At 44.0% G+C, this 22520-nt stretch carries 23 protein-coding genes; 18 read left to right on the forward strand and 5 right to left on the reverse strand.

The features are described 5' to 3' along the window. Positions 1 to 32: 32 nt before the first annotated feature. The 5 genes from B0682_RS05885 (at position 33) to lpxC (ending at position 5908) form a co-directional block, all read left to right on the forward strand. Positions 33 to 962, forward strand: coding sequence for a D-alanine--D-alanine ligase (locus tag B0682_RS05885; protein WP_078307364.1), 930 nt, complete (start codon positions 33 to 35; stop codon positions 960 to 962). Positions 963 to 1316: 354 nt separating this feature from the next. Beyond that, positions 1317 to 2051, forward strand: coding sequence for a cell division protein FtsQ/DivIB (locus B0682_RS05890; protein ID WP_078307366.1), 735 nt, complete (start codon positions 1317 to 1319; stop codon positions 2049 to 2051). 85 nt (positions 2052 to 2136) lie between these two features. Beyond that, complete coding sequence (gene ftsA / locus B0682_RS05895; RefSeq protein WP_078307368.1) at positions 2137 to 3420, forward strand: cell division protein FtsA; 1284 nt, start codon at positions 2137 to 2139, stop codon at positions 3418 to 3420. Positions 3421 to 3550: 130 nt separating this feature from the next. Next, positions 3551 to 4780: a cell division protein FtsZ gene (gene ftsZ / locus B0682_RS05900; protein WP_078307566.1), complete on the forward strand. Its 1230-nt coding sequence runs from the start codon at positions 3551 to 3553 to the stop codon at positions 4778 to 4780. A 198-nt stretch (positions 4781 to 4978) separates the two neighbouring features. Next, positions 4979 to 5908: a UDP-3-O-acyl-N-acetylglucosamine deacetylase gene (lpxC, locus tag B0682_RS05905; RefSeq protein ID WP_078307370.1), complete on the forward strand. Its 930-nt coding sequence runs from the start codon at positions 4979 to 4981 to the stop codon at positions 5906 to 5908. A 471-nt stretch (positions 5909 to 6379) separates the two neighbouring features. On the opposite strand, the gene B0682_RS05915 is transcribed toward lpxC, so the two are convergent. Then, entirely contained in the window at positions 6380 to 6754 is a 375-nt protein-coding gene (locus B0682_RS05915) for a DciA family protein (RefSeq protein ID WP_158077876.1), read from the reverse strand. A 107-nt stretch (positions 6755 to 6861) separates the two neighbouring features. On the opposite strand from B0682_RS05915, the gene B0682_RS05920 reads away from it, so the two are divergent. Continuing rightward, complete coding sequence (locus B0682_RS05920; protein WP_078307376.1) at positions 6862 to 7698, forward strand: CHAP domain-containing protein; 837 nt, start codon at positions 6862 to 6864, stop codon at positions 7696 to 7698. Positions 7699 to 7834: 136 nt separating this feature from the next. Here the strand turns inward: B0682_RS05920 and B0682_RS05925 are convergent, their stop codons facing one another. Both B0682_RS05925 and B0682_RS05930 read right to left on the reverse strand, forming a co-directional pair. Further along, the gene (locus B0682_RS05925; RefSeq protein ID WP_143823299.1) at positions 7835 to 8542 is read right to left on the reverse strand and encodes a DOMON domain-containing protein; all 708 of its coding nucleotides are present in this window, start codon (positions 8540 to 8542) and stop codon (positions 7835 to 7837) included. Between the two features lie 50 nt (positions 8543 to 8592). Then, positions 8593 to 8922, reverse strand: a complete 330-nt coding sequence (locus B0682_RS05930; RefSeq protein ID WP_078307380.1) for a YhbY family RNA-binding protein — start codon at positions 8920 to 8922, stop codon at positions 8593 to 8595. Between the two features lie 216 nt (positions 8923 to 9138). Here B0682_RS05930 and B0682_RS05935 point away from each other — a divergent pair, with 216 nt between their 5' ends. From B0682_RS05935 to B0682_RS05960, 6 genes are all read left to right on the forward strand, one after another. Next, the gene (locus tag B0682_RS05935; RefSeq protein ID WP_078307568.1) at positions 9139 to 9771 is read left to right on the forward strand and encodes an RlmE family RNA methyltransferase; all 633 of its coding nucleotides are present in this window, start codon (positions 9139 to 9141) and stop codon (positions 9769 to 9771) included. Positions 9772 to 10146: 375 nt separating this feature from the next. After that, positions 10147 to 12039 carry an ATP-dependent zinc metalloprotease FtsH gene (gene ftsH / locus B0682_RS05940; protein ID WP_078307570.1) on the forward strand — a complete coding sequence of 631 codons (1893 nt, stop codon included), beginning with the start codon at positions 10147 to 10149 and terminating at the stop codon, positions 12037 to 12039. 208 nt (positions 12040 to 12247) lie between these two features. Beyond that, the gene (gene folP, locus B0682_RS05945) at positions 12248 to 13159 is read left to right on the forward strand and encodes a dihydropteroate synthase (RefSeq protein ID WP_240494891.1); all 912 of its coding nucleotides are present in this window, start codon (positions 12248 to 12250) and stop codon (positions 13157 to 13159) included. Positions 13160 to 13173: 14 nt separating this feature from the next. Then, a complete protein-coding gene (locus tag B0682_RS05950) occupies positions 13174 to 13437 on the forward strand; it encodes an FAD assembly factor SdhE (protein WP_078307572.1) in 264 nt (87 codons plus the stop codon). Then, positions 13437 to 13937, forward strand: a complete 501-nt coding sequence (locus B0682_RS05955) for a hypothetical protein (RefSeq protein ID WP_078307384.1) — start codon at positions 13437 to 13439, stop codon at positions 13935 to 13937. The genes B0682_RS05950 and B0682_RS05955 overlap by 1 nt, the downstream gene beginning before the upstream one ends. Positions 13938 to 14052: 115 nt before the next feature. Next, the gene (locus B0682_RS05960; RefSeq protein ID WP_078307386.1) at positions 14053 to 15222 is read left to right on the forward strand and encodes a pyridoxal-phosphate-dependent aminotransferase family protein; all 1170 of its coding nucleotides are present in this window, start codon (positions 14053 to 14055) and stop codon (positions 15220 to 15222) included. 8 nt (positions 15223 to 15230) lie between these two features. Here B0682_RS05960 and B0682_RS05965 read toward each other — a convergent pair whose 3' ends face one another. After that, positions 15231 to 15413 (reverse strand): YgaP family membrane protein, encoded by a 183-nt coding sequence (locus tag B0682_RS05965; RefSeq protein ID WP_078307388.1) that lies wholly within the window; start codon positions 15411 to 15413, stop codon positions 15231 to 15233. Between the two features lie 65 nt (positions 15414 to 15478). Beyond that, positions 15479 to 16351, reverse strand: coding sequence for an MBL fold metallo-hydrolase (locus B0682_RS05970; RefSeq protein WP_078307390.1), 873 nt, complete (start codon positions 16349 to 16351; stop codon positions 15479 to 15481). 170 nt (positions 16352 to 16521) lie between these two features. Between B0682_RS05970 and B0682_RS05975 the strand changes: the two genes are divergently transcribed. The 6 genes from B0682_RS05975 to B0682_RS05995 all read left to right on the forward strand — a co-directional run bounded on the left by B0682_RS05975 (position 16522) and on the right by B0682_RS05995 (position 22474). Further along, entirely contained in the window at positions 16522 to 16908 is a 387-nt protein-coding gene (locus B0682_RS05975) for an ArsR/SmtB family transcription factor (RefSeq protein WP_411350609.1), read from the forward strand. Positions 16909 to 16972: 64 nt separating this feature from the next. Next, positions 16973 to 18724, forward strand: a complete 1752-nt coding sequence (locus tag B0682_RS05980) for a SulP family inorganic anion transporter (RefSeq protein WP_078307392.1) — start codon at positions 16973 to 16975, stop codon at positions 18722 to 18724. Between the two features lie 44 nt (positions 18725 to 18768). Next, positions 18769 to 18963, forward strand: a complete 195-nt coding sequence (locus tag B0682_RS09380; protein WP_143823300.1) for a hypothetical protein — start codon at positions 18769 to 18771, stop codon at positions 18961 to 18963. A 10-nt stretch (positions 18964 to 18973) separates the two neighbouring features. Next, positions 18974 to 19297, forward strand: coding sequence for a restriction endonuclease (locus tag B0682_RS05985; RefSeq protein WP_143823301.1), 324 nt, complete (start codon positions 18974 to 18976; stop codon positions 19295 to 19297). Positions 19298 to 19437: 140 nt separating this feature from the next. Next, the gene (locus tag B0682_RS05990) at positions 19438 to 19770 is read left to right on the forward strand and encodes a protein tyrosine phosphatase family protein (protein ID WP_078307396.1); all 333 of its coding nucleotides are present in this window, start codon (positions 19438 to 19440) and stop codon (positions 19768 to 19770) included. A 181-nt stretch (positions 19771 to 19951) separates the two neighbouring features. Next, positions 19952 to 22474, forward strand: coding sequence for a TonB-dependent receptor (locus tag B0682_RS05995; RefSeq protein ID WP_240494892.1), 2523 nt, complete (start codon positions 19952 to 19954; stop codon positions 22472 to 22474). Positions 22475 to 22520: the final 46 nt, after the last annotated feature.

A 22520-nucleotide genomic window follows, 5' to 3' on the forward strand; every position in this document is an offset into this window, starting at 1 on the left:
TAAAAGGGCTTAAAAATTAAAAAGGCAAAAACATGAGCAAACTTAATACAAAAGATGACCAAAACTTTGGCAAAGTGGCGGTTGTTTGTGGCGGAACAAGCACAGAGCGTGAAGTGTCGCTAAATAGTGGCATGGCAGTGCTAAATGCCTTATTATCAAAAGGGGTGGACGCCCATCATTTTGACCCTGCCGATACTGACATATCTCATTTGCGTGCCTATGACCGTGTGTTTAATGTGTTGCATGGCACTTTTGGCGAAGATGGCAGTTTACAAGGGGTGCTTGATAGCTTTAATCTGCCTTATACAGGCTGTGGTGTCTTGGCATCTGCCATCGCCATGGATAAATTTCGCTGTCGTTTGCTGTGGCAGTCGCTCGGGCTACCAAATGTGCCTTATGTGGTTTTGCATGATGACAGCGATTTTGCTGCCGTAGAGCGTGAATTTGGTTTACCGCTATTTGTCAAACCTGCTGCCGAAGGGTCTAGCGTGGGTGTGTTTATGGTTGAGCAAGCAGGTGATTTGGCAAAAATTTATCCCAAATTAAAGCAATATCATGGCGAGATTTTGGCAGAAAAAGCGATGATGGGCGGAGAATATGCCATATCACTGCTTGGTGAACATGTTCTGCCCAGTATCCGTATCATCCCTAAGGGCAAATTTTATGATTATGAAGCCAAATATTTGCGTGATGACACCATTTATCAATGCCCATCTGATTTGACGCCAGAGCAAGAGAGGCAAATGGGTGAATTGGCATTAAAAGCGTTTCGTGCGATTGGGGGGCGTGGTTGGTCTCGTGTGGATTTTTTAAAGGGGCATGATGGCAAGCTGTGTGTGTTAGAGATTAATACCGTCCCTGGCATGACTGACCACAGTCTTGTGCCGATGGCTGCCAAAGAAGCAGGGATTGGGTTTGATGAGTTGTGTGTGAAAATTTTGGCACAGACTTTGAACATATGATTGAAGACATGATTGAAAATATGGGTAGAGACATAGATAGAACCATCATTAGAAACATAAACAACAACTTAGACTGTCATATAGACAACGACTAAGACAGCAATCACTTATTTTGTTCCCAGTTAAAATCTATGATGTTTAATTGGAAGAACATTGGTAAATTGACAAAAATGTCAATACCATAGCCTATTGTTTTGACAAAAAATGCGGTATCATAAACATAAATAAGTATGTGCAAATTTTGTCTATTTTTGACTAAATTTGTGATTCATCAAAGTGGTTGATGGGTTGTTTAATGATTGGCAAATCTTTCGTTAAGTTATTTTTATTGGGTAGTTTTAGTAAGGGCGTGCCATGACTCAACAACACATGACTGATTTGCATGGTCGTTCATTGATGGACTGGCTTGGTTATGTGTTTGCTTTTTTAATGCTGGCATTGGTCATGATGATTGGGTATCGTTTGTATCAGCAAGCACCCGTTGCCAAAATTGTCGTTTACCCAACAGGATTAACCCAACAAGAACATCAACGTCTGTCTGAGTTATTAGCACAACAGACGGATACCTTTTTTGCCACCGATTTATCTGCCATCATTAAAGTGAGCCAACAGCTTTCTTGGCTTGATGAAGTGCGAGTCACTAGGGATTGGCAACAGGGCATTGTGGTGCAGGCATTGCCCAAGCAACCTGTGGCACGGTTTGGTAGTGAACGATTTATTGATGCTAAAGGTGAGGTATTCACGCCACTTGAGAAGCGTCGATTGACAGATGAGCATTGGCCGACTTTGCAAGGTGATCCAAGTCAAGCCAAGTCAATCATGCAACAAATGCAACAGGTCAACAGTTGGTTTGCCCCCTTAGACCTGATGGTTGAGGACATGATTTTGACCCCACGCATGACGTGGCTTATCCGTTTTAATACAGGGCTTAGAGTGGTGGTTGATGGTGAAAATACCACTCAAAAGCTGATGACCTTAAGTCATTTATTACAAACTGAGTTGTATCCACGATTAGATGAGATGCAAGCATTAGATTTGCGTTATAAAAATGGCATGGCAATTTCATGGAAAGTGCCTGAATCGTTTTAACGAATAACAGATTTTTAGAATAACAGATTGTTTAAAGTAACACACATCAGCCAAGACGGTTTATGATTATTTACCATTATTTACCATGAAACAACATGAAAATCTTGTCGTCATTCATTTAAGTGCCACTGCTGTGTATGCAGTGGTTGCTTGCGTCATATCAAAAGATGACATTCAAGTCAGAGGAATGGTCAAGGTAAATACCAACGAGTTTTATCAAGGCCGAGCGGTTCATTCAGAGCGACTTAAGCAGATTATTAACCAAGCCATTTATGCGGTTGAGACCATGGCTCATTGCCGTGTCCACAGTATTTGGTTAAGCTTTGCCACGCCTGAGATGAAAAGCAGTAACAGTCATGGCAAAGTGGTGATTGATGAAGAGACTGTATCCGTCAAACATATTGTGGAAGCGTTAGGAAAAGCCAAGGAGCAAGATATTGCCAATGACCATTATGTCATGCAATACGCCCAGCAAGGCATCTTGATTGATGATGATGATATGATGGTCAATGATGCCATTGGTACGTACGCCGATGGTATTAATGTGATGTACCATTTATTGTCTTTGCCTGTGGTAACACGACAAAACATGGAGTCGTTGTTTCGCTCCACCAACGTACGGGTTGACCATATGGTGTTTGATATGGTCTCGATGTCAGCGTATGCGTTGATGCCAGAAGAAATGAAGTTGGGGGTATGTCTGCTGGACATTGGCTACAGCACCACCAATTTATGTGTTTATAAAGAAGAAAAGCTGCTGTTCGCTAAGTGCTTGCCTTATGGGGCGGTTGAGGTCACCATGGACATCTCAGCAGAGCTGAATCTAAACATGTATGAGGCAGAAAGGCTCAAAAAGCGTCATGGTACTGTCGATACCACACAAGTCGACCCTGCCCAGTTTATTGAAATTAAGTCCAACGAAGACGAAGATATCAAGACCATAAGCCTGCATGAATTGGCTTTAATCATTGAAGCAAGATATCAAAGTATATTAGATCAGGTGCTGATGGCGCTTGAACAGGTGGGATTGATTGAGCATCTGACCCGTGGCTTTGTGTTGGCAGGTGGTGGCAGTCAGATGAATGGCATGGTGTCTTTTGCCAAGCGTTATTTACAAACCCCTGTGGTACATACAACGCTTAACAAAAGCATCACACCCCAAAAGCGGTTTGATAATGAAGATAACTATGCCCAACTTAAATCCTTGATTAAGGAGCGTGGCTTTCAAGTGGCATTAGGCACGCTGATATACAGTCAAAGCGAGCAGTTTGCTCACAGTCAACGTAGCTCACTTGAAGCGTTGAAACAAGAACAAAAAGAGCATGGTCTGATGTCCAGACTTGGGCGGTTTTTGCATGACTTTTTATGATGCTGATTGATTTTGATGTTAACGAATATGAATATCAAGTTGCCATCAGTTGATTGTTCACTGGCATATTTTTAAGGCTGTTTAAGTACAGTCAGGCAATGATACGAAAATGATACGGAGTAATGATAACATGACAAAGTTTTCTATGGCAGATAATACAGAAGAGATAAAGCACACAGGGGCTCGTTTTACTGTGTTTGGCTTGGGTGGTGGTGGCGGTAATGCCGTGGAGCATATGGTGCGTCAAGGCATCAAAAACGTTACCTTTGTGGTGGCGAATACTGACCGCCAAGCTTTAGATGGTCTTAGTGTTCCCAATAAACTACAGCTAGGAGCACAGACCAACCGTGGTCTAGGAGCAGGCGCTGACCCTAAAGTTGGACGTGAGGCAGCAGAAAGCGATGAAGATGCCATTCGTAAGTTGTTAGAAAACTCAGACATGGTGTTTGTTACCGCTGGTATGGGCGGTGGCACTGGCACAGGAGCTGCTCCTGTGGTGGCTCGTATTGCCAAAGAACTGGGTATTTTAACAGTGGCAGTGGTAACCACGCCCTTTAGGTTTGAAGGTGGTCGTCGCATCAAAGCTGCTCAAGATGGCATCGAACAGTTAACCAATTTTGTCGACTCCATCATCACCATTCCTAATGATAAGTTAATGAAAGTCTATGGCAATATTTCAATGGAAGAAGCCTTTAAAAAAGCTGATGATGTGCTGATGCACGCTGTGCAGGGCTTAGCAGAGACCATTGAACGCAACGGTAAAATCAACATTGACTTTAACGATATTCGTACCGCATTGACTGCTAAAGGTCATGCCATGATGGGCATCGGACGTGGTAGCGGTGATGACCGAGCTCGTCAAGCCACCGAAAAAGCCATTCGCTCTCCGTTATTAGATGACTTGCTGTTAGAAAATGCCAAGGGTTTATTGGTCAATGTCATGTCATCATCTTCGTTGACGTTAGATGAATTTAGCACCATTAACGAAATCTTAGAAAGCATTACCGACACAGATGATGCCCATATCTTCTATGGCTCAGTCATTGATGAAGATTTGGGTGATGACCTACATGTTACTGTCATCGCCACAGGCTTGACCTTAGATAACCGTCCTAAGCCCGTACAGCAACCCAATGCCATACCCAACGCCAACAGCAGACAAACCATTGACCCAAATAGCCATGCCAGTGCGTTGAGTAACCAAAGACGACCTGCCAGCTCATCACAAAGCCATTCATCACAAAGCCACTCACCACTAGGCAATGGCAACACTCAGATTGTCTCAGGTCAGCCCCAATCACAAACCCGCCCTCGCACCAACAGCATCACCGACTATCTTCGTAGTCAACAAAATAAATAACCTGTTGGTCAAATTCACTCATTAGAAATGTGTCCTAATGAGCTAAAAACGGCAATTCATTGCCGTTTTTATTTATGACAGACTTGATGTAAGACTTGATTGTCATGATAAATGTGTCAAAATATGACAAAAGGACATGAATAATGGCATAATGATGAATTGTTTGTAATTGAGAATGTTTATTATTGAAATATTGCCATGACTCATCAAAGAAAAAACCACCCATTATCCAAACTGCCATCTGCTTATCCCACTCATCAACATACCATTGCCAAAACTGTCAGCGTGACCAATATCGGATTACACAGTGGACAACCTGTTACTTTAACCTTGCAACCTGCCAAGCCAAATCATGGCATTGTCTTTGTGCGTACTGATTTGTCCGACAGACCTCATTTGCCTGCCCATGCTTCACTCATTACCAGTACTCATCTGTCTTCTAATTTACAAAAAGATGGTGTGCAGATTGCCACAGTGGAGCATCTGCTGAGTGCGTTGGCTGGCATGTGTGTGGATAATGTATTGATAGAGGTGAGTTCAGCGGAAGTTCCCATTATGGACGGCAGTGCAGCAGATTATGTACGGTTGATTGAGCAGGCAGGAAAAATGAAACAAAATACGCCCCGTCGATACTTGCGTTTGACAAACACCATTGAAGTGCATGATGATGACAAATGGGCATCATTGTCTCCGTATGACGGTTACCGCTTGGATTTTGAGATTGATTTTGCCCATCCTGTGGTTAATCAAAGTATCCAAACTGCCAGTATCGAAATAACCCAAGGTAATTATCGTTCACAAATCAGTCTTGCCCGCACATTTGGCTTCGCCAAAGACATTGCTTATTTGCAACAAAATAATCTGGCACTGGGTGGCAACTTAGACAATGCCATTGTGGTTGATGATGATAAAATACTCAATCCCACAGGATTGAGATTGGCAGATGAATTTGTCAAACATAAGATATTAGATGCCATTGGCGACTTGTCATTGATGGGTTATCCGTTGTTGGCACATTATCAGGCATATAAATCTGGTCATGGATTGAACAATCGGCTGGCAAAAGCAGTTTTAAATGAGCCAAATTGCTTTGAAATTGTAACAATATATGACATACATAAAAATTAAGAACATTATATTTTAAATAATCTAATTAATTAGATTGAGCGTAATTGATGATGGCAACATTCACGTAAGATTTATGTAGGTTGCCCTTTTTATTGACAAAATACAGTGGTGGCATCATTCAGCTTGCTTTTGATTTTATTGAACCTGTTGATATGGTCAGTAAAATCATGGCATTTCAACCTTTTATTGAAAATTGTCACGGTCTTAAGGCAAACACTCACCACAAATCACACATAAAAAAACAGCAGAACTTGACAAAATCAACAATGTTTTTTACATAACTTTACAATGTAAATTTTGTTGGGTTTGTGTGCGTGAGTAAAAATTCCCAAAAAAAGCCATCAGATGACAACTTAAAATGGCTATGTTATAGTTGCCCCATCTTTTGATGATGCCTTGATACATAAGGCTTTTACAGAAAGATAAGCGAAATATTAGTCAGTTACCAGATAGAATTGAGCAATACTTTCATCATGGACGACTTAAGTCCACGACCACAAACCTTAATGAATTGAGTTGTTTAAATGTAAGGGTTTGTGAATTTCCATGATGACGAACATGGTCATTTAATATGTCAATGAGTTGATGTTGTTGGTAGCGTAAATGATTGGCAGCGGTGTGCGACTTGACAGATAAGGTTAACGCATCATCTTTGATGTTCACCACATACAACTGTTCTAAGATACTGTTAGGTTGCCATTGGGCCAATATCTGTCTGATTTCTAAAGTCGCTTTTTGTAACTTTCTGTAGGTGTCTCCGAGATGACCAGAAACGGCAGATGAACCAATACGGGTTTTATCGGAGTAGTCTCCAAGGTGATTGGGGGTTTTTTTCATAAAGTTCATCAGGTTGTTCTCAAAAGACATTAAAGTGGGACATTTATTTTAATACATTCAAACAGTTCAGGGCATTGGTATTTGTTTTATGACAGATGACCAATGAGGTAAAACTTATGAAGCAAGCGTTATTGATGATTTCTGTATTTGGGTTTGGCATGGTGCAAGCTCATGCTAACATCACTGGCCATCAGGCAGACACGTTGAGCAGTTTTCACGCTTTAAGTGACATGGAATATGGTAGCGATGATGACGCCACAACTGATTTTGCCACCATCACCAGCTTTGCCACCAGCAATAATCAAGCCACCATGCGTGTGTATCATCAAAATCAGCTGGACAAACAAATTGATAAGCTAGATTTGTTGCGTCGTGACTTAGATGTCAATCAAGACGGCATAGAAGAGATGATTAACCAGTTGTCAAAACACAGAAACAATCAAATTGATGCTCAACGTGCTAAAAAAACTCGTGATGCTTTTTTAGCCGCTCAGACCCAACAACAGGGCAATATTTTATCGGCATTAAACATTGACAGTACGACTGCCCCATCGATTGCTGCTGCTCATGCGTCTCGTGCAGCAGGCTCTCGTTCTCGTAGCAGTGGCTATTGTGCCAGATATGTACGTCAAGCATTACAGGCAGCAGGATATCAGTTCACTCCCAACGCTTCTGCTTACCAATATGCCAGTCGTGGGACTTTGGCACAAGCAGGTTTTAGTAAAATCAGTAATAATAGCCGTCCACAAGTGGGTGATGTGGTGGTGTTTGACCGCACATCACGCTACCCACATGGTCATATCCAAATTTGGGACGGCAAAAACTGGGTATCTGATTTTCGTCAAAACGACATTAACCCCTATAGTGGGGCGGTCACTTATACCACATGGCGTGATAACCGTTACTTGAACAATGCGTCTGAATCTGGCACTTATCTGGCAATGGCAGAATAACTGACTGTCAAACCAGCCATGTCATCAATAATTCATCACAAAACTCATCACCAACCCCATAAGAAACTGGCATTATCGCCAGTTTTTTGTGTTTATTAATAAGTTATCAGTCATGCCATGTCTTGTTTGAATTTTCTCAATCTTGCTGATTGTGGTAATTATGCCAATCTTGCCAATATTGTCTGTCATGAAAATCAGGTGGACTGGCATGATGTGGGGCATAATAAATGGGTTGGTCATCTCGATATAAAATCACACAAGGGTGGATTTGGTGGAATTTGGCGATTTTATTTTGACGGGCATAAAGCTGGCGGTAATCGCCCAACTTGATGGCAACATGACGTGAATGCCAATTTGTTTGTTGTGATGCTTGTTGTGATGCTTGTTGTGAATGGTCATTTGGCATGGGTGTCATCGGTGTTGGTGTTGTTATTTGTGTTGGCAGTGCCATTGGTATCCATAAAGACGCTAATGTGTCTTGTGTGGGAGGCATGTTTTTGGGTGAGCGATAGTCATCAAAACGATAAATGTTATACGCTCCGTTTGGGCTGACATTCACTTCCAAATACTCGCTGTCTTCTGATAATGCCACAAAGCACTCTAGACAGTTTTTCTCCCATAGGTTATCTTGTCTCTTTATCTGAGTGGTTGATGGGTCATCTAGTGTCAGCCAAGGTTTTTTTTCAATAAAATAGCTTAAACACAGACAGTCCACCCTTTGGCTGATGGCAACATGGATATGTGGGTTTGTGGGTAGATGGTTATGGGGGTGTGGCTGCCGTAAGGTTATCAATGCCACTGAAGGGCAAAGTAAGGGATAAGACTCTTGGTAAAAGACAGACACATGAACTTGCTTGAACACAGCTGAACCAAATCTGACCGATGACGCTGTCATTATCCGCCAAAACGCACTAAGTTAGACAGTTTTGGGTTGGCTTGTGGGTTGTGGCGTAGCAACAGGGCCATGCGTCCCACATGGTGTATCAATAGGGCTTGGCTGTCTTTTGCCAGTTGGGCAGATAGGGCATCTCGTTCTTCTTTACTACCTGCTGGCAGACGGACTTTGACCAATTCATGATCGGTTAACGCACGTTCCAGCTCACCCAATACGCTTGGGCTTAGTCCTTGTCCGCCAATGCTGACAATGGGCTTTAGTTTATGACCGATGCCTCTTAGGCGTTTTAGGGTGTCGTTATCAAGTTTTTGGGTGTTGATGTTTGACATGATGTTTGACTGGTATCCTATGAGTATTTATCAGCTTGATGTTTATCAGGTTGGTGTCTATCAATGACTGTGTGCCATTATAAAGCACTGATGGTAAAAATCTAGCGGTAAAACCAGTTTTCCATCAATCATCAACCAAATCCATGTCATGCTAACATGTTAAAATGGTATTTTGGATTGGTATGTTTTAGTTGGTATGTTTTAAAGGAAGCGCCCATGGCAACCAAAATTAAAAATAAAAAATTGTCCAAAAGCAGTCGAGCGTGGATACAAGAGCATTTGGACGATTACTATGTCAAAAAAGCCCACAAAGACGGCTATCGTGCCCGTGCAGCTTACAAACTTATCGAAATTAACGACAAAATGAAACTGATAAAATCAGGCATGACGGTGGTGGACTTAGGCGCTGCTCCCGGTAGCTGGTCGCAGGTGGCAGGGCGTATCGTTGGTGATGCGGGGGTGATGATGGCATCAGATATTTTGCCAATGGATAAACTTGAAAACGTGACCTTTATCCAAGGGGATTTTCGTGAGCAGGCAGTGTTTGATGCGATTATGGCAGAAGTGGGAGGGCGGCAGGTAGATGTGGTGCTGTCGGACATGGCACCCAACACGTCAGGTAACTCAGCAGTTGACCAGCCACGCATGATGTATCTGTGTGAGTTGGCAGTGGATTTTGCGTTGTCGGTGTTGCCTGATGGCGGTGCGCTGATTATGAAAGTATTTCAAGGGGAGGGGGCACAAGAACTTAGACAACAAATGCAAAAAAAATTCAGTAAGGTTCGTAGCATTAAGCCTGATGCTTCAAGACCTCGCAGTCGAGAGATGTTTTGGGTTGCGATAAAGTAGATTGACATGCCCAGGTTAAGTTTAATCAGAAAAACTGATAAGAAAGATTGATAAGAAAAAATTGCCACATTGTCGTATGACTAATAAGGTAATCATATGACAAAAAGGTGGTCATATGACAAATAAGATGGTATTTAGTGAATTGTGAGTTAAGACTTGAATTGTGGCGATTTTGCTCGCATATCATGCTATATTAGTAAGATTGTCTATTTTGCTCTCCACTGGTTGCGATTGAGAGCTGGCATGATGCTGATGCAACATAAACCGCAACACAAACATATGTGGCATTCATACATGCCATCTAACACATGTAATACTAACACACATGTAATACTAACAAGAGTAACACCGTAAAGGACACACACTGTGAATGATATGGTAAAAAACACCCTACTATGGCTGGTGGTCATTGGCGTGCTGGTGCTGATATTTAGTGGTTTTGACCAAAGGTCAGAACCTGACACGATGAACTATTCTGAATTTGTAACAGCGGTATCAAATGACCAAGTCGTCAAGGTTAAGATTGATGGTGAGCAAATAAAGGGTGAAAAAAAGAATGGCTCAGAGTTTGAGACCATTCGCCCTGCCATTAGTGATAATAGTTTAATGCCCATGCTGATTGAGCATGATGTTGAAGTACAAGGAGCAGCCCCTGAACGTCAAAGTGTGATGATGCAGTTGTTGATTGCCAGTTTCCCAGTGTTATTGATTATTGGCTTATTTTTGTTCTTTATGCGTAACATGCAAGGTGGCGGCGGTGGGCGAGTCGGTGGCCCGATGAGCTTTGGCAAATCTAAAGCCAAAATGCTGACTGAAGACCAAATCAAAGTAACCTTCGACGATGTGGCAGGGGCAGAAGAAGCCAAGCAAGAGGTGGTGGAAGTGGTGGATTTCTTGCGTGATCCAGACAAATTTACCAAGCTTGGGGCGACCATCCCTCGGGGTATTTTGATGGTAGGACCACCAGGCACAGGTAAAACATTGCTTGCTAAAGCAATTGCTGGTGAAGCCAAAGTGCCATTTTTCTCCATTTCTGGCTCTGACTTTGTGGAGATGTTTGTTGGTGTGGGGGCATCACGGGTGCGTGACATGTTTGAAAAAGCCAAAAAAAATGCCCCTTGCATCATCTTTATTGATGAGATTGATGCCGTTGGTCGTCATCGTGGTGCGGGTATGGGCGGTGGCAATGATGAACGTGAGCAGACCTTAAACCAATTATTGGTTGAGATGGATGGTTTTGAAGGTAATGATGGCGTTATCGTGATTGCTGCCACCAACCGTGTGGACGTGTTGGATAAAGCCTTATTGCGTCCAGGTCGTTTTGACCGTCAAGTACAAGTAGGATTACCAGACATCAAAGGACGTGAGCAAATCTTAAACGTACATCTTAAAAAACTGCCACAAACGGTGGGCGTTGATGTTAATTCGTTGGCTCGTGGCACGCCGGGATTTAGTGGTGCTCAACTGGCCAATCTTGTCAATGAAGCGGCATTGTTTGCTGCTCGTCGGGATAAAACCCATGTGGACATGAATGACTTTGAAGAAGCCAAAGACAAGCTGTATATGGGCCCTGAACGTAAGTCAATGGTGCTAAGAGAAGAAGAACGCCGTGCCACCGCTTATCATGAAGCAGGTCATGCCTTGGTGGCTGAGTTACTTCCAGGAACTGACCCTGTTCATAAGGTAACAATCATGCCTCGTGGCTTTGCGTTGGGTGTCACATGGCAATTACCTGAGCATGACCAAACCAGTCATAATAAGTCAAAAATGCTCAATGACATTGCCATCTTATTTGGTGGACGTATTGCTGAAGAAGTTTTTATCAATCAAAAATCCACTGGCGCATCGAATGACTTTGAGCGTGCCACCAAAATGGCACGAGCCATGGTTACCAAATATGGCATGTCTGATGCGATGGGCATCATGGTGTATGAAGATGATGAACAATCAGGCTACTTTGGTGGCAGCTCACGCACCATCTCAGAAGCCACTCAGCAAAAAGTCGATGATGAAGTGAGACGCATGCTAGAAGAACAATACGACATTGCCCGTGAGTTGATTGAGGGTAATAAAGAAAAAATGCACATGATGGTTGATGCCTTGATGAAGTGGGAGACGATTGACCGTGACCAATTGCAAGACATCATGGCAGGTAATGAGCCTCGTGAGCCTAAGACTTATCAGCCCATCAATGTGCCTGCTGTTCAAGAAAATACCAGCGATTCAGGGTCATCAGGCAGTATGCCACCGCCTTTACCAGCGATGTGAATAAAAGCGATGTGAATGAATCTGTCAATACAGATTTTGCATCACTCATCATTGACATTGGTCATCAATGGCCCTTTATCGTGTTGGTATCTTGGCATAAAGGGCTTTTTTTGCATTGATTGACCAGCATCAGTCATCTTCATCGTTAATCATTGAATGGCTGACCATTAGCCAAAGTTAAAAGTTAAGTGTTATCCAGAGTTTTACCATGCCAGTTTCTATGCCATTTTTTATGTACCCATTGCCTAACCACACCCTCTGTTATCGTAATAAATGTCTGTCGCTGGCCAAACCGCAAATCATGGGCATACTGAATGTAACCCCAGACTCGTTTTCTGATGGTGGTGAGCATGACAGTGTTGCGTTGGCTGTCAAGCATGCCAAGCAAATGATGGCACAAGGGGCCAGCATCATTGATATTGGTGGGGAATCCACTCGTCCTAATGCTGATGTGGTGAGTACCGACCAAGAGCTTGAACGTGTTGTGCCTGTGGTACAAGCCATTCGTAACCAGCTTGGCGATGACGTGTGGCTATCGATTGACACCAGTAATCCCAAAGTGATGATGGCATCAATTGAGGCAGGGGCAGACATCATCAATGATGTGAGAGCGTTAAAGCGAGAAGGTGCGGTGCAAGTGGTGGCAGATTTGGCTGTGCCTGTGGTGCTGATGCACATGCGTGGTGAGCCTACCACCATGAATCAGTTAGCAAATTATGATGATGTGTTAACTGATGTGCTGACAGAGCTGAGCCAACGTGTCGATGCCGTGACCGCACAAGGGGTAAACCGCCATAACATCATCATTGACCCTGGTTTTGGTTTTGCCAAACATTATCAACACCATTGTCAACTGTTAAGGCAATTACAGGCATTTGGCTGTTTTGACTTACCGATACTGTTTGGGGTCTCTCGCAAACGCTTTTTGGGAGAAGTGTTAGACAACAGTGGCACACCTGCTTTTATTGGGCATACAGTGAAAGACCGTGACCCTGTGGGTGTGGCAGCAGCGTTATTGGCGGTGCAACAAGGAGCGAGCATCATTCGTACCCATAATGTTGCCATGACCTGCCAAGCATTGGCAATTTATGAACAGGTTTTTTTACAACAGACCCTTTAATGACGGACAGCAACATGACCACACAGCTTGAACCCACGATAGAGCAACGAAAAATCATCTACCAGGCCAGACGGGGCTTAAAAGAGCTGGATATTTTTATCGATCCGTATGTGAAACAGCATTACTTACACGCATCTGATGCTGAGCAACACGCCTTTGCAAAACTGTTAAGCCATGAAGATCCAGATTTACTTAATTTTTTTATGGACTTGGATAAGCCAGCTGAGACAGACGTTGCCAATCTGATTGCCAAGCTAAAACAGCTGGTGCAATCTTGATGTCTGATGATGGTTTGGACGGGTACTCGGACGCACACTGGCGGATTGACTGTGTCATCAGACCCAGTTGGTTAAAATATGGCATTGTGCTGATGGTCATGCTGTCGGTTGTGATGGTTTGTGTGACACAAAATTTGACTTTAATGGGTTGGCTGATACTCGGTGTGATGGTGGTTTTATTGAGTGTGTGGCAAATACGACAAGGCAGAATTAGCCACTTGACCGAACCGCCCAAGTCAGTGATGACTGTCAATATTTATGAACAAGCGACCCATCAGAATCAATCCATCGAAGCAACTTGGTTGATAAGACACCATCGCCAAAATACTGACCCTCAGCTATGGCAAGGTTATCTGTCAGAGTCTGCGGTTTATCCGATGGTGGTGCAGTTGCGGTTTAAGATTGTTGAACCATTTTCTAGGAATCTGACAGTCAATGTCTGGCAAGACCAAGTAGATGCAAGGCATTGGCAACTTATCAATGTGTTGGCTCGTTTGTGACGGTTGGTTTTTTAATAAATCTTGACACAAATTATGATAAACTTTGTACCAAATGGACAATGGACGCTGAGATTTTGCGGTAAACCAATCACAAGCAATCATAAGGAGAGACCACATGCCTGCCTTACGTACGGACATTGATGCCAATGGCTTACTTGAATATTCGGTGGTGTATACCGACCGAGCGTTAAATCACATGTCAACGTCCTTTCAACAGGTCATGCGTGACTTATCCACTGAGATGAAGCATGTCTATCATGCTGATGCGGTGGCGATTGTGCCGGGGTCTGGCACATTTGCCATGGAAGCGGTGGCTCGTCAACTGGCAAGCAATCAGCGGGTGCTGATTTTGCGTAACGGCTATTTTAGCTATCGCTGGACGCAAATCCTTGAAAAAGGGCACATCACCGATGACACAAACGTGTTGCCTGCTCAGCAAGTGGTTAATGAGAGTGAACCGACCACGGACAATCTGCCTTTTGCTCCTGTCAAAATTGAGCAAGCCATTGCCAAAATTGAACAATACCGTCCGTCGGTGGTGTTCGCTCCACATGTTGAGACTTCTTCTGGCATCATCTTAAGTGATGACTACATCAAACAGCTTGCCGATGCTGTGCATGCTGTGGGTGGGTTATTGGTGATTGATTGCATCGCCAGCGGTTGTGTTTGGCTAAACATGACAGCGTTAGGCATTGATGTCATCATCTCTGCCCCACAAAAGGGCTGGAGCAGTACCCCTTGTGCAGGCATTGTGATGATGAATACGCAAGCGGTGCAAGCGGTACATGCCAGTGAGTCGACCAGCTTTAGCTGTGATTTAAAGCAGTGGCTTGCCATCATGCAAGCTTATGAAAATGGCGGACACGCCTATCACACCACCATGCCCACTGATGGCTTACGTCAGTTCCGTGATGTGGTGATGGAAGCCAAAGCCATTGGCTATGATGAGCTAAAATCTCGCCAATGGGAGCTTGGTAACCGTATCCGTGATTTGTTAGAAGATAATGACATCGACAGCGTGGCAGCAGATGGCTGGCAAGCCCCTGCGGTGGTGGTATGCTATACCGATGATGATGCCATGCACAAGGGTCAGGCCTTTGCCCAAGAGGGGGTGCAGATAGCCGCTGGCGTGCCGTTGCAAGTGGGTGAACCAGATGGCTTTAAGACCTTTCGCTTGGGGTTGTTTGGCTTGGACAAACTTAAAGACATTGATGGCACGGTACAGCGGTTTGCTGATGTGTTGGATAAAGTATTGGCAAAAGGCATTGGCAAAAAGCAAAAATAGGTTGGCGATTATCTTTTACAAGAGTTTATTCCCAATAATCTGTATAGGGGGCAAAAACGGATAGAACCTGTTACCAAAGGTATCAACCCAACCAGCCCCCACCAGTTTTGAAAATATAGTCCTAATCCCAATATCACCACCCCAATGATGATGCGTAACGCACGTTCGGTTTGTCCGACATTGATTTTCATGATTATCTCCTTTGCTCTGATAAAAAACGTGTTGTGGTAAAAAACGCTTATGTGATTTGTTGATGTTATTTGCCCAACACATTTAACGGAATTTTAAGGTAGCGTGTGCCATTGTCTTCAGGTTCGGGCATCTTGCCTGCTTGGATATTGACTTGTATCGATGGCAATATCAAATGGGGCATCGCAAGGGTGGCATCACGCCGTTCACGCATGACCACAAATTCTTCTTTATTTATCCCATCTTTAACATGAATGTTGCTCTGTTTTTGAGCGCTCACCGTGGTGGAAGGGGTATAGGTGCGACCGCCACTGGGATAGTCATGGCACAAATACATTAAGGTGTCATCAGGCAAAGTCAGCAAACGCTGGATAGAGTCGTATAGCGTGCCTGCGTCTCCCCCCGGAAAATCACAACGAGCTGTTCCCACGTCAGGGGCAAATAACGTATCCCCCACAAACACCACTGTTTTTTCTTCATCAGTTGCCACATACGCCATGTCAGCAGGGGTATGCCCTGGTACGTGCATGGCGGTGATGGTGATTTTGCCTAGCTTAAGTTGACTGTCTTCGTCTGTCAAGACATCAAACTGACTGGCATCGGTCTTAAAGTGGGCATCTAGGTTAAACACTTCTTTAAAGATGGTTTGCACCCCAGTAATGTGCCTACCAATCACCAATTTACCGCCAAGTTCGGCTTTTATGTGTGGTGCGGCGGATAAATGGTCAGCATGAGCGTGGGTTTCAATGATGTAATTAACCTGCCAGTGGTGCTGTTTGATAAAATCAATCACGTCATTGGCACTGGTGGTTGACGTGTGCCCTGATTTGGCATCAAAGTCCAACACAGGGTCGATGATGGCACACACGCCAGCATCAGCATCTGCCAAAATGTGCGTATAAGTTTCGGTATCTTGATGTAAAAAAGAATGCACCTGCATAACTGTTCCTGCGATTAATTTCTGTCTTAAATATCTTAAGAAAATTAGCTTAGCATGGACATATCAATATGTAAATATATATAATGTAAAAAACGCAATAATATTGACACGCATCATGCGATTACTGATAATAAGATAAACCATCATGTAATTAAGATGATAAAACCGTCATGAATCAGTCAGAGACCCCCATGAATGATACCCCAAAGACATCTGCCATTGATGGTATTAATGGCATTCACTCATGCCAAGATGATGATTTGATGCGTCAGATGCAAGCCGTCATATTTGATGCCAGCCAACTGCTGAAGTCTTTATCCCACCCTGATCGCTTGCTGTTGATGTGTCAGCTGACCCAAGGGGAGTATTGTGTCAGTGAACTTGAGCAGAAAATTGGTTTGGGGCAACCCAACCTATCGCAACAATTGGGCATATTGCGTAAACAGAACATGGTGGCGACTCGTCGTGATGGTAAGCAAATCTATTACCACATTACCAATGATGATGCGATGGCGTTATTGCAGTTATTGTATCAGCGGTTTTGTCTGGAGCGTTGATGGTTTTTATTTATTGTCTATTTTTCTTCTATTGTCTATTTATGCCATCTGACGGTTGTCCATCATGTCTCGTTGTCCATTGACCAAATTGCCGTTAGTATCTTCGCTATTGTCCTTATTTTCTGTGTTAGCCGTACCTGTTTGGTTGCGTGAGTATCGACTTGCCAATCTGCCCAGTGATGTGATTGCAGGCTTGGTGGTGGGGATACTGGTCATTCCGCAAAGTTTGGGCTATGCAACATTGGCAGGGTTGCCTCCTGAATATGGGTTGTATGCTGCCATCGTGCCTGTGCTGGTATATGCGTGGGCAGGTGCCAGTATGGTACAGGCGGTCGGCCCTGTTGCCATTGCTGCCATCATGACTGCCAGTAGTCTTGCCCCTTATGCTGATAGGGGGGTGGCGGTTTATGTCAGTATGGCAAGCCTACAAGCGGTGCTGGTGGGGGTGATGTTATGTTTAGCAGGGTGGTTAAAGTTGGGTTGGGTTACCCAGTTTATCAGCCGTGGGGTGGCATCAGGTTTTATCAGTGGGGCGGCGGTGCTGATATTCATCAGTCAGCTAAAATACGTAACTGGCGTGCCTTTTAGTGGTAACACACTGTTGAGTTATTTACATGGGTTTATTGGTCATATTCACCAGCTTCATGGGCTAACCACGCTCTTAGGGGCAGTGGGTTTTGTGCTGTTATTGCTCAATCGCCATGCCAAAGGTTGGCTATGGGGCTTTTGGCTTAATCAAGCTGATACCAAATGGGCAGAGCGACTGTTTCCGTTGGGTTTGGTGGTTGTTTTTATCGGATTGAGTCATCTTTTTGGTTGGGGCAATCAAGGTGTTAAGGTCATTGGCATCATTCCTAGCGGTTTGCCCCACTGGTCTTTGCCTGCCATGCCTAAAGTTGATGAGCTGATGACGCTATTGCCCAATGTGGGGCTGATGGCATTGATTATTTTTGTGTCCAGTCATTCGGTGGCAAGCCATTATGCCCGTTTGCGTCGTGAGCGGTTTGATGCCAGTTTGGAGCTAAAGGGGTTAGGGCTTGCCAATTTGGTGGGAGGCTTTTTTCAGAGTTTTGCCATTGCTGGGGGGGTCTCTCGCACCGCCATCAATGTCGATTCTGGGGCAAAGTCCCCCATCGCCAGCGTGGTAACTGTGGGTGTGATGGTATCGGCGTTGTTGGTCTTAGGACCATTGATGTCGCCCTTGCCATATGCGTTATTGGGGGCAACCATCATGTCATCTGTCATTGGCCTGATTGACTGGCGAACCTTTATTCACGCATGGCGAGTGGATAGGCTAGATGCCATCAGCTTTTCGGTAACCTTTGTGGCGGTGCTGGTGTTTGGGCTAAACATGGGTTTGGTACTGGGGCTGTTGGCATCATTTGCCAGTTTGATTTGGCAGTCCAGCCAACCACACATTGCCATTGTTGGTGTGCTTGAGGGAACAGAGCATTTTCGCAACATCAACCGTCATGATGTGCAAACTTTTGACAACCTGCTGATTATGCGGATAGATGAAAGTTTATTTTTTGGTAACAGTGAATCGGTACAGATGCAATTATTTAGTGCCATTAAAACCAAGCCCCAGGCCAGCGAGATAATCATCATCATGTCAGCGGTCAATCACATTGATTTGACCGCTCAAGAGATGTTAATTGAGTTAAATCACGCTTTGGTCAGCCAAAACAAGCGTTTGCACTATGCGGTTATCAAAGGTCCTGTGATGGACGTTATCGAGCATACCGATGTCATCAAGCAGTTATCTGGTAAGGTGTATTTAAGCACGATAAAAGCGGTGCAAGAACTTAAAAAATAGCTTAATTAAAAACAGCTTAAAAACTCAGGCAGATAAACTCAATCATGTGCCATAATACAAACCATTGCCACACACCCAAAAAGGATACCCCCATACCCAAAATGCACACCCCAAACCTGGTGGATAACAACATTGACCGCATCTGTCAGCTGTTCCCCCACTGCATCAGCGAAAAAGCAAAAACCGACGCGAGCGGCAACATTATCAAAGACAAAAAAGGACACCCCATCATCGAGTAATGACGTGGTGGTGTATGCCAAATTGCCCAAAAACTTCACCATACCACCCCCATTTGGGAGCTATAATCCTGACTGGGCAATCGCTTTTAACCAAGACAGCGTTCATCATGTGTATTTTGTCGCTGAAACCAAAGGCTCAACCCATGCCATTGACTTACGAGAGCGTGAAAAACAAAAGATTGCCAGTGCTGGGGTGTTTTTTGATAAACTAAGGCAAAGTCAAACAGATGAGACAGCGGATAAACAGCCCATGCCCATCACTTATGCCGTGGTCAGTAACTTTGAGCAGTTGATGCAAATGGTAGGCAAGCCAAGTGCTAAGTTACCCACTTAGGGTTGTTTGGGTTTAAATGGCATCAATCCATGACAAAAAAGCGTCATCATGCTGATATGATAAGCTTTGCCAAACTTTGATTGAACTTTAATCAAACTTTAATCAATGAAATGCTTTAATCAATGAAATAAGGACATCAAATGACCACCACCATACAATTCTCCGCCCAAATCCAGCCACAACAAGTCAAAGACATTGCCAAGCAAGGGTTTAAAACGTTAATCAACAACCGTCCTGATGGTGAAGAAGCCAATCAACCCCACAATGCTGATATCGAACAAGCTGCCAAAGAAGCTGGGTTGGCGTATAAAGCCATTTTATTTGCAGGTGGGCAGTTGACTCAAACTCAAGTAGAAGAGTTTGCCAAATTTTATAACCAGTCTGATAAACCTGTGTTGATGTTTTGTCGTACTGGCAACCGCAGTAACATGTTGTATCAAACAGCTGAGCAGATGGATTTGTTGGACGATTAGCTGAATGTTGGTTAAACAGGTTGCTCAGAGATGAGCTGACCACAACAAAAAAATTTAAAAAAAATTTATTCATGGTTAAGCTATGAAAACTGGGTTTTTTTGGTAAAATGTAATAATATAACGTTTTAGTTTAATCATTTCATATTAACCAACCCATGTTATCCATCATAGACCTATCATCATGAAAAATTTTACCCATTTCACCCAGTCTTCTTTATCTCAAGCATTGTCGCAAGCATTGCCAAAAGCATTGTTTGCCATCAATGTCAGCATCATTCATTTGAGCATGGGCGTATCGTCAGCCCATGCAGCCACAGACCCAACCGCAACCACAGACTCAAACCATCACCCTTCTAATGCCAAACTGCCCTTGGTTCAACTAAATGCCTTAACATTTACTTCAGATAATAATGACACTGCCACCAGTCACTTATTGGGTGAAAGCCCTAATGTGTCAGGTGTTTTGATTCATAAAAGTGAGTTGCAACAACGAGCAACCACCCTAGGTGATGCTTTGGCAGGTGAGCTTGGTGTTCATTCTAACCATTTTGGTGGCGGTGCATCAGCCCCCATCATTCGTGGGCAGGAGGGTAAACGCCTTAAAATCCTACAAAACGGCTCAGAGGTTGTGGACATGTCTGGGTTATCGCCAGACCATGCCATAGCGGTGGATACCACACTGGCAAAACAGGTGGAGATTGTGCGAGGCTCTGGTGCCTTGTTGTACGCCTCTGGCAACTCAGCAGGCGTGGTCAATGTCGTTGATGACAAAATACCCAGCAAATTGCCCAGCAAATTACAAGGTGATGCGGCGGTGCGTCTTAGCAGTGCCAACCGTGAAAAATTAATCACCGCCAGTGCCGAAGCCCCACTGGGAGAACATGTGGCAGTGCGTGTTGCAGGGCTGTCCAAACAAGCAGCAGACTATAAAACGCCACGCTTTGACCGCCTTGTCTTTAACGAAGAATCTGAATACGATGACACTCAGCCAGAATTCATCTATAAAGACACCTTAAAACATCTGCCAGACAGCCATGCCAAATCAAACGCAGGAACGCTTGGCGTGTCATGGGTTGGCAATCAAGGCTTTTTGGGGGCGTCGGTGAACTTACGCCGAGACAAATATGGCCTGCCCAACCATTCACATGAATATGAAGAATGTAGCGTACATGGCATTTCTCAGTCCGCCTTACAATACAAGCCATATTTGCGTTTGTATCCTTTTTTGATGGAAAATGATGACTTAGAGTTTGACAATGCAGGGCTTGAATGCCATACACATGATGACCATGCTCATGACCACGACCACGAGCATGGCAAACCGTGGATTGATTTGAAAATGAAGCGTTATGATGTGCAAGGGCAAATCCATGCACCGTTTGCTGGCATTGATAAAATCCGAGCCAGCATGGGCAAAGCGGATTATCATCATGATGAGATAGATGGGGGTGAGAAGACCAGCTTTTTTGACAATCAAGCCAATGTGTGGCGTCTGGAAGCCTCACATACCCCCATTCATACGCCGATGGGCAAGTTTAGCGGGGTGTTTGGGATCGGTTATCTCACCTCAAAAAATAGCGGACTTGTGCCACCTCGTTATGAAGATGGCAATAAACAAGACACCCAAAACATCTTGCACAATAATAAAACCAAGACAAGCAGTGTGTTTTGGTTTGAAGAATACAAGCCCAATGACAAGCTGACAGTTGACGCCGCCGCTCGCATTGAGAAACAAACCATCACCATGGATTATGACAAAGACGCCATTTATCAGAGCTTGGACAAAGGTTTGGCAACCGCTCATGAACCAGACATACGCTTTAAACGATTGCTTGACAGTGGTACTTTAAACCCCCAAAAACAAACTGCACGCTCGTATGCTGTTGGGACGCATTTACAATTAACGCCCAAACATAAATTATCGCTGAATCTGTCGCATCAAGAACGCCTGCCCAATGCTCAGGAATTGTATGCTCACGGCATGCACCTTGCCACCAACTCTTTTGAAATTGGTAACCGCTTTTTAAACAAAGAAAAATCCAACAACATTGATTTGGGGCTGACATTTCAAGGTGATAAATGGGATTATCGCCTTGGGGGCTATCATTATGATTTTGATAACTATGTGTTTTTACAAACATTATCGCAGTATAAGCAAGGTTTGCGTGGCATGCGTCATGATAAAGACTTAAAAACCGCACGCTATGAACAAGCAGCGGCGAAATTTTATGGATTTGATGCCAACATCGGTTATCAGATTAATGATGTGTATCATGTGGCGTTATTTGGTGATTATATTCGTGGCAAACTCACCAATTTGCCTGACAAACAAGGCAGAACCGATGCGTATGGTAACCGTCCTCTCATCAAACAGCCAGACAGCCATACGCCAAGACTGCCACCAAAACGCCTTGGCATGAAATTAACCGCCAATGTTAATGCAAATTGGTCAGGGTCTTTGGAATATCGCCATACCTTTAAACAAGATAAATTGGCGAATTTTGAACGCCCAACCCCAGCTCATAACTTGGTGAATTTGGGGCTTAACTATCAGCACAAGCCAAGCCATCAAGCAGGCTCGGTTCAGGTATTTTTTAATGCCAACAATCTATTAAACGATAAAGTCTTTGCTCACGAAACATTTTTCCCAGACATGCCACAGATGGGGCGAAACTTTATGCTCGGGGCAAATGTCAGCTATTAAACGGTCAGCCATTAACAGTTAGTCATTAAGGGCAGTGGCTAATGGC

It is taken from the genome of Lwoffella lincolnii (assembly GCF_002014765.1).
Classification (GTDB): domain Bacteria; phylum Pseudomonadota; class Gammaproteobacteria; order Pseudomonadales; family Moraxellaceae; genus Psychrobacter; species Psychrobacter lincolnii.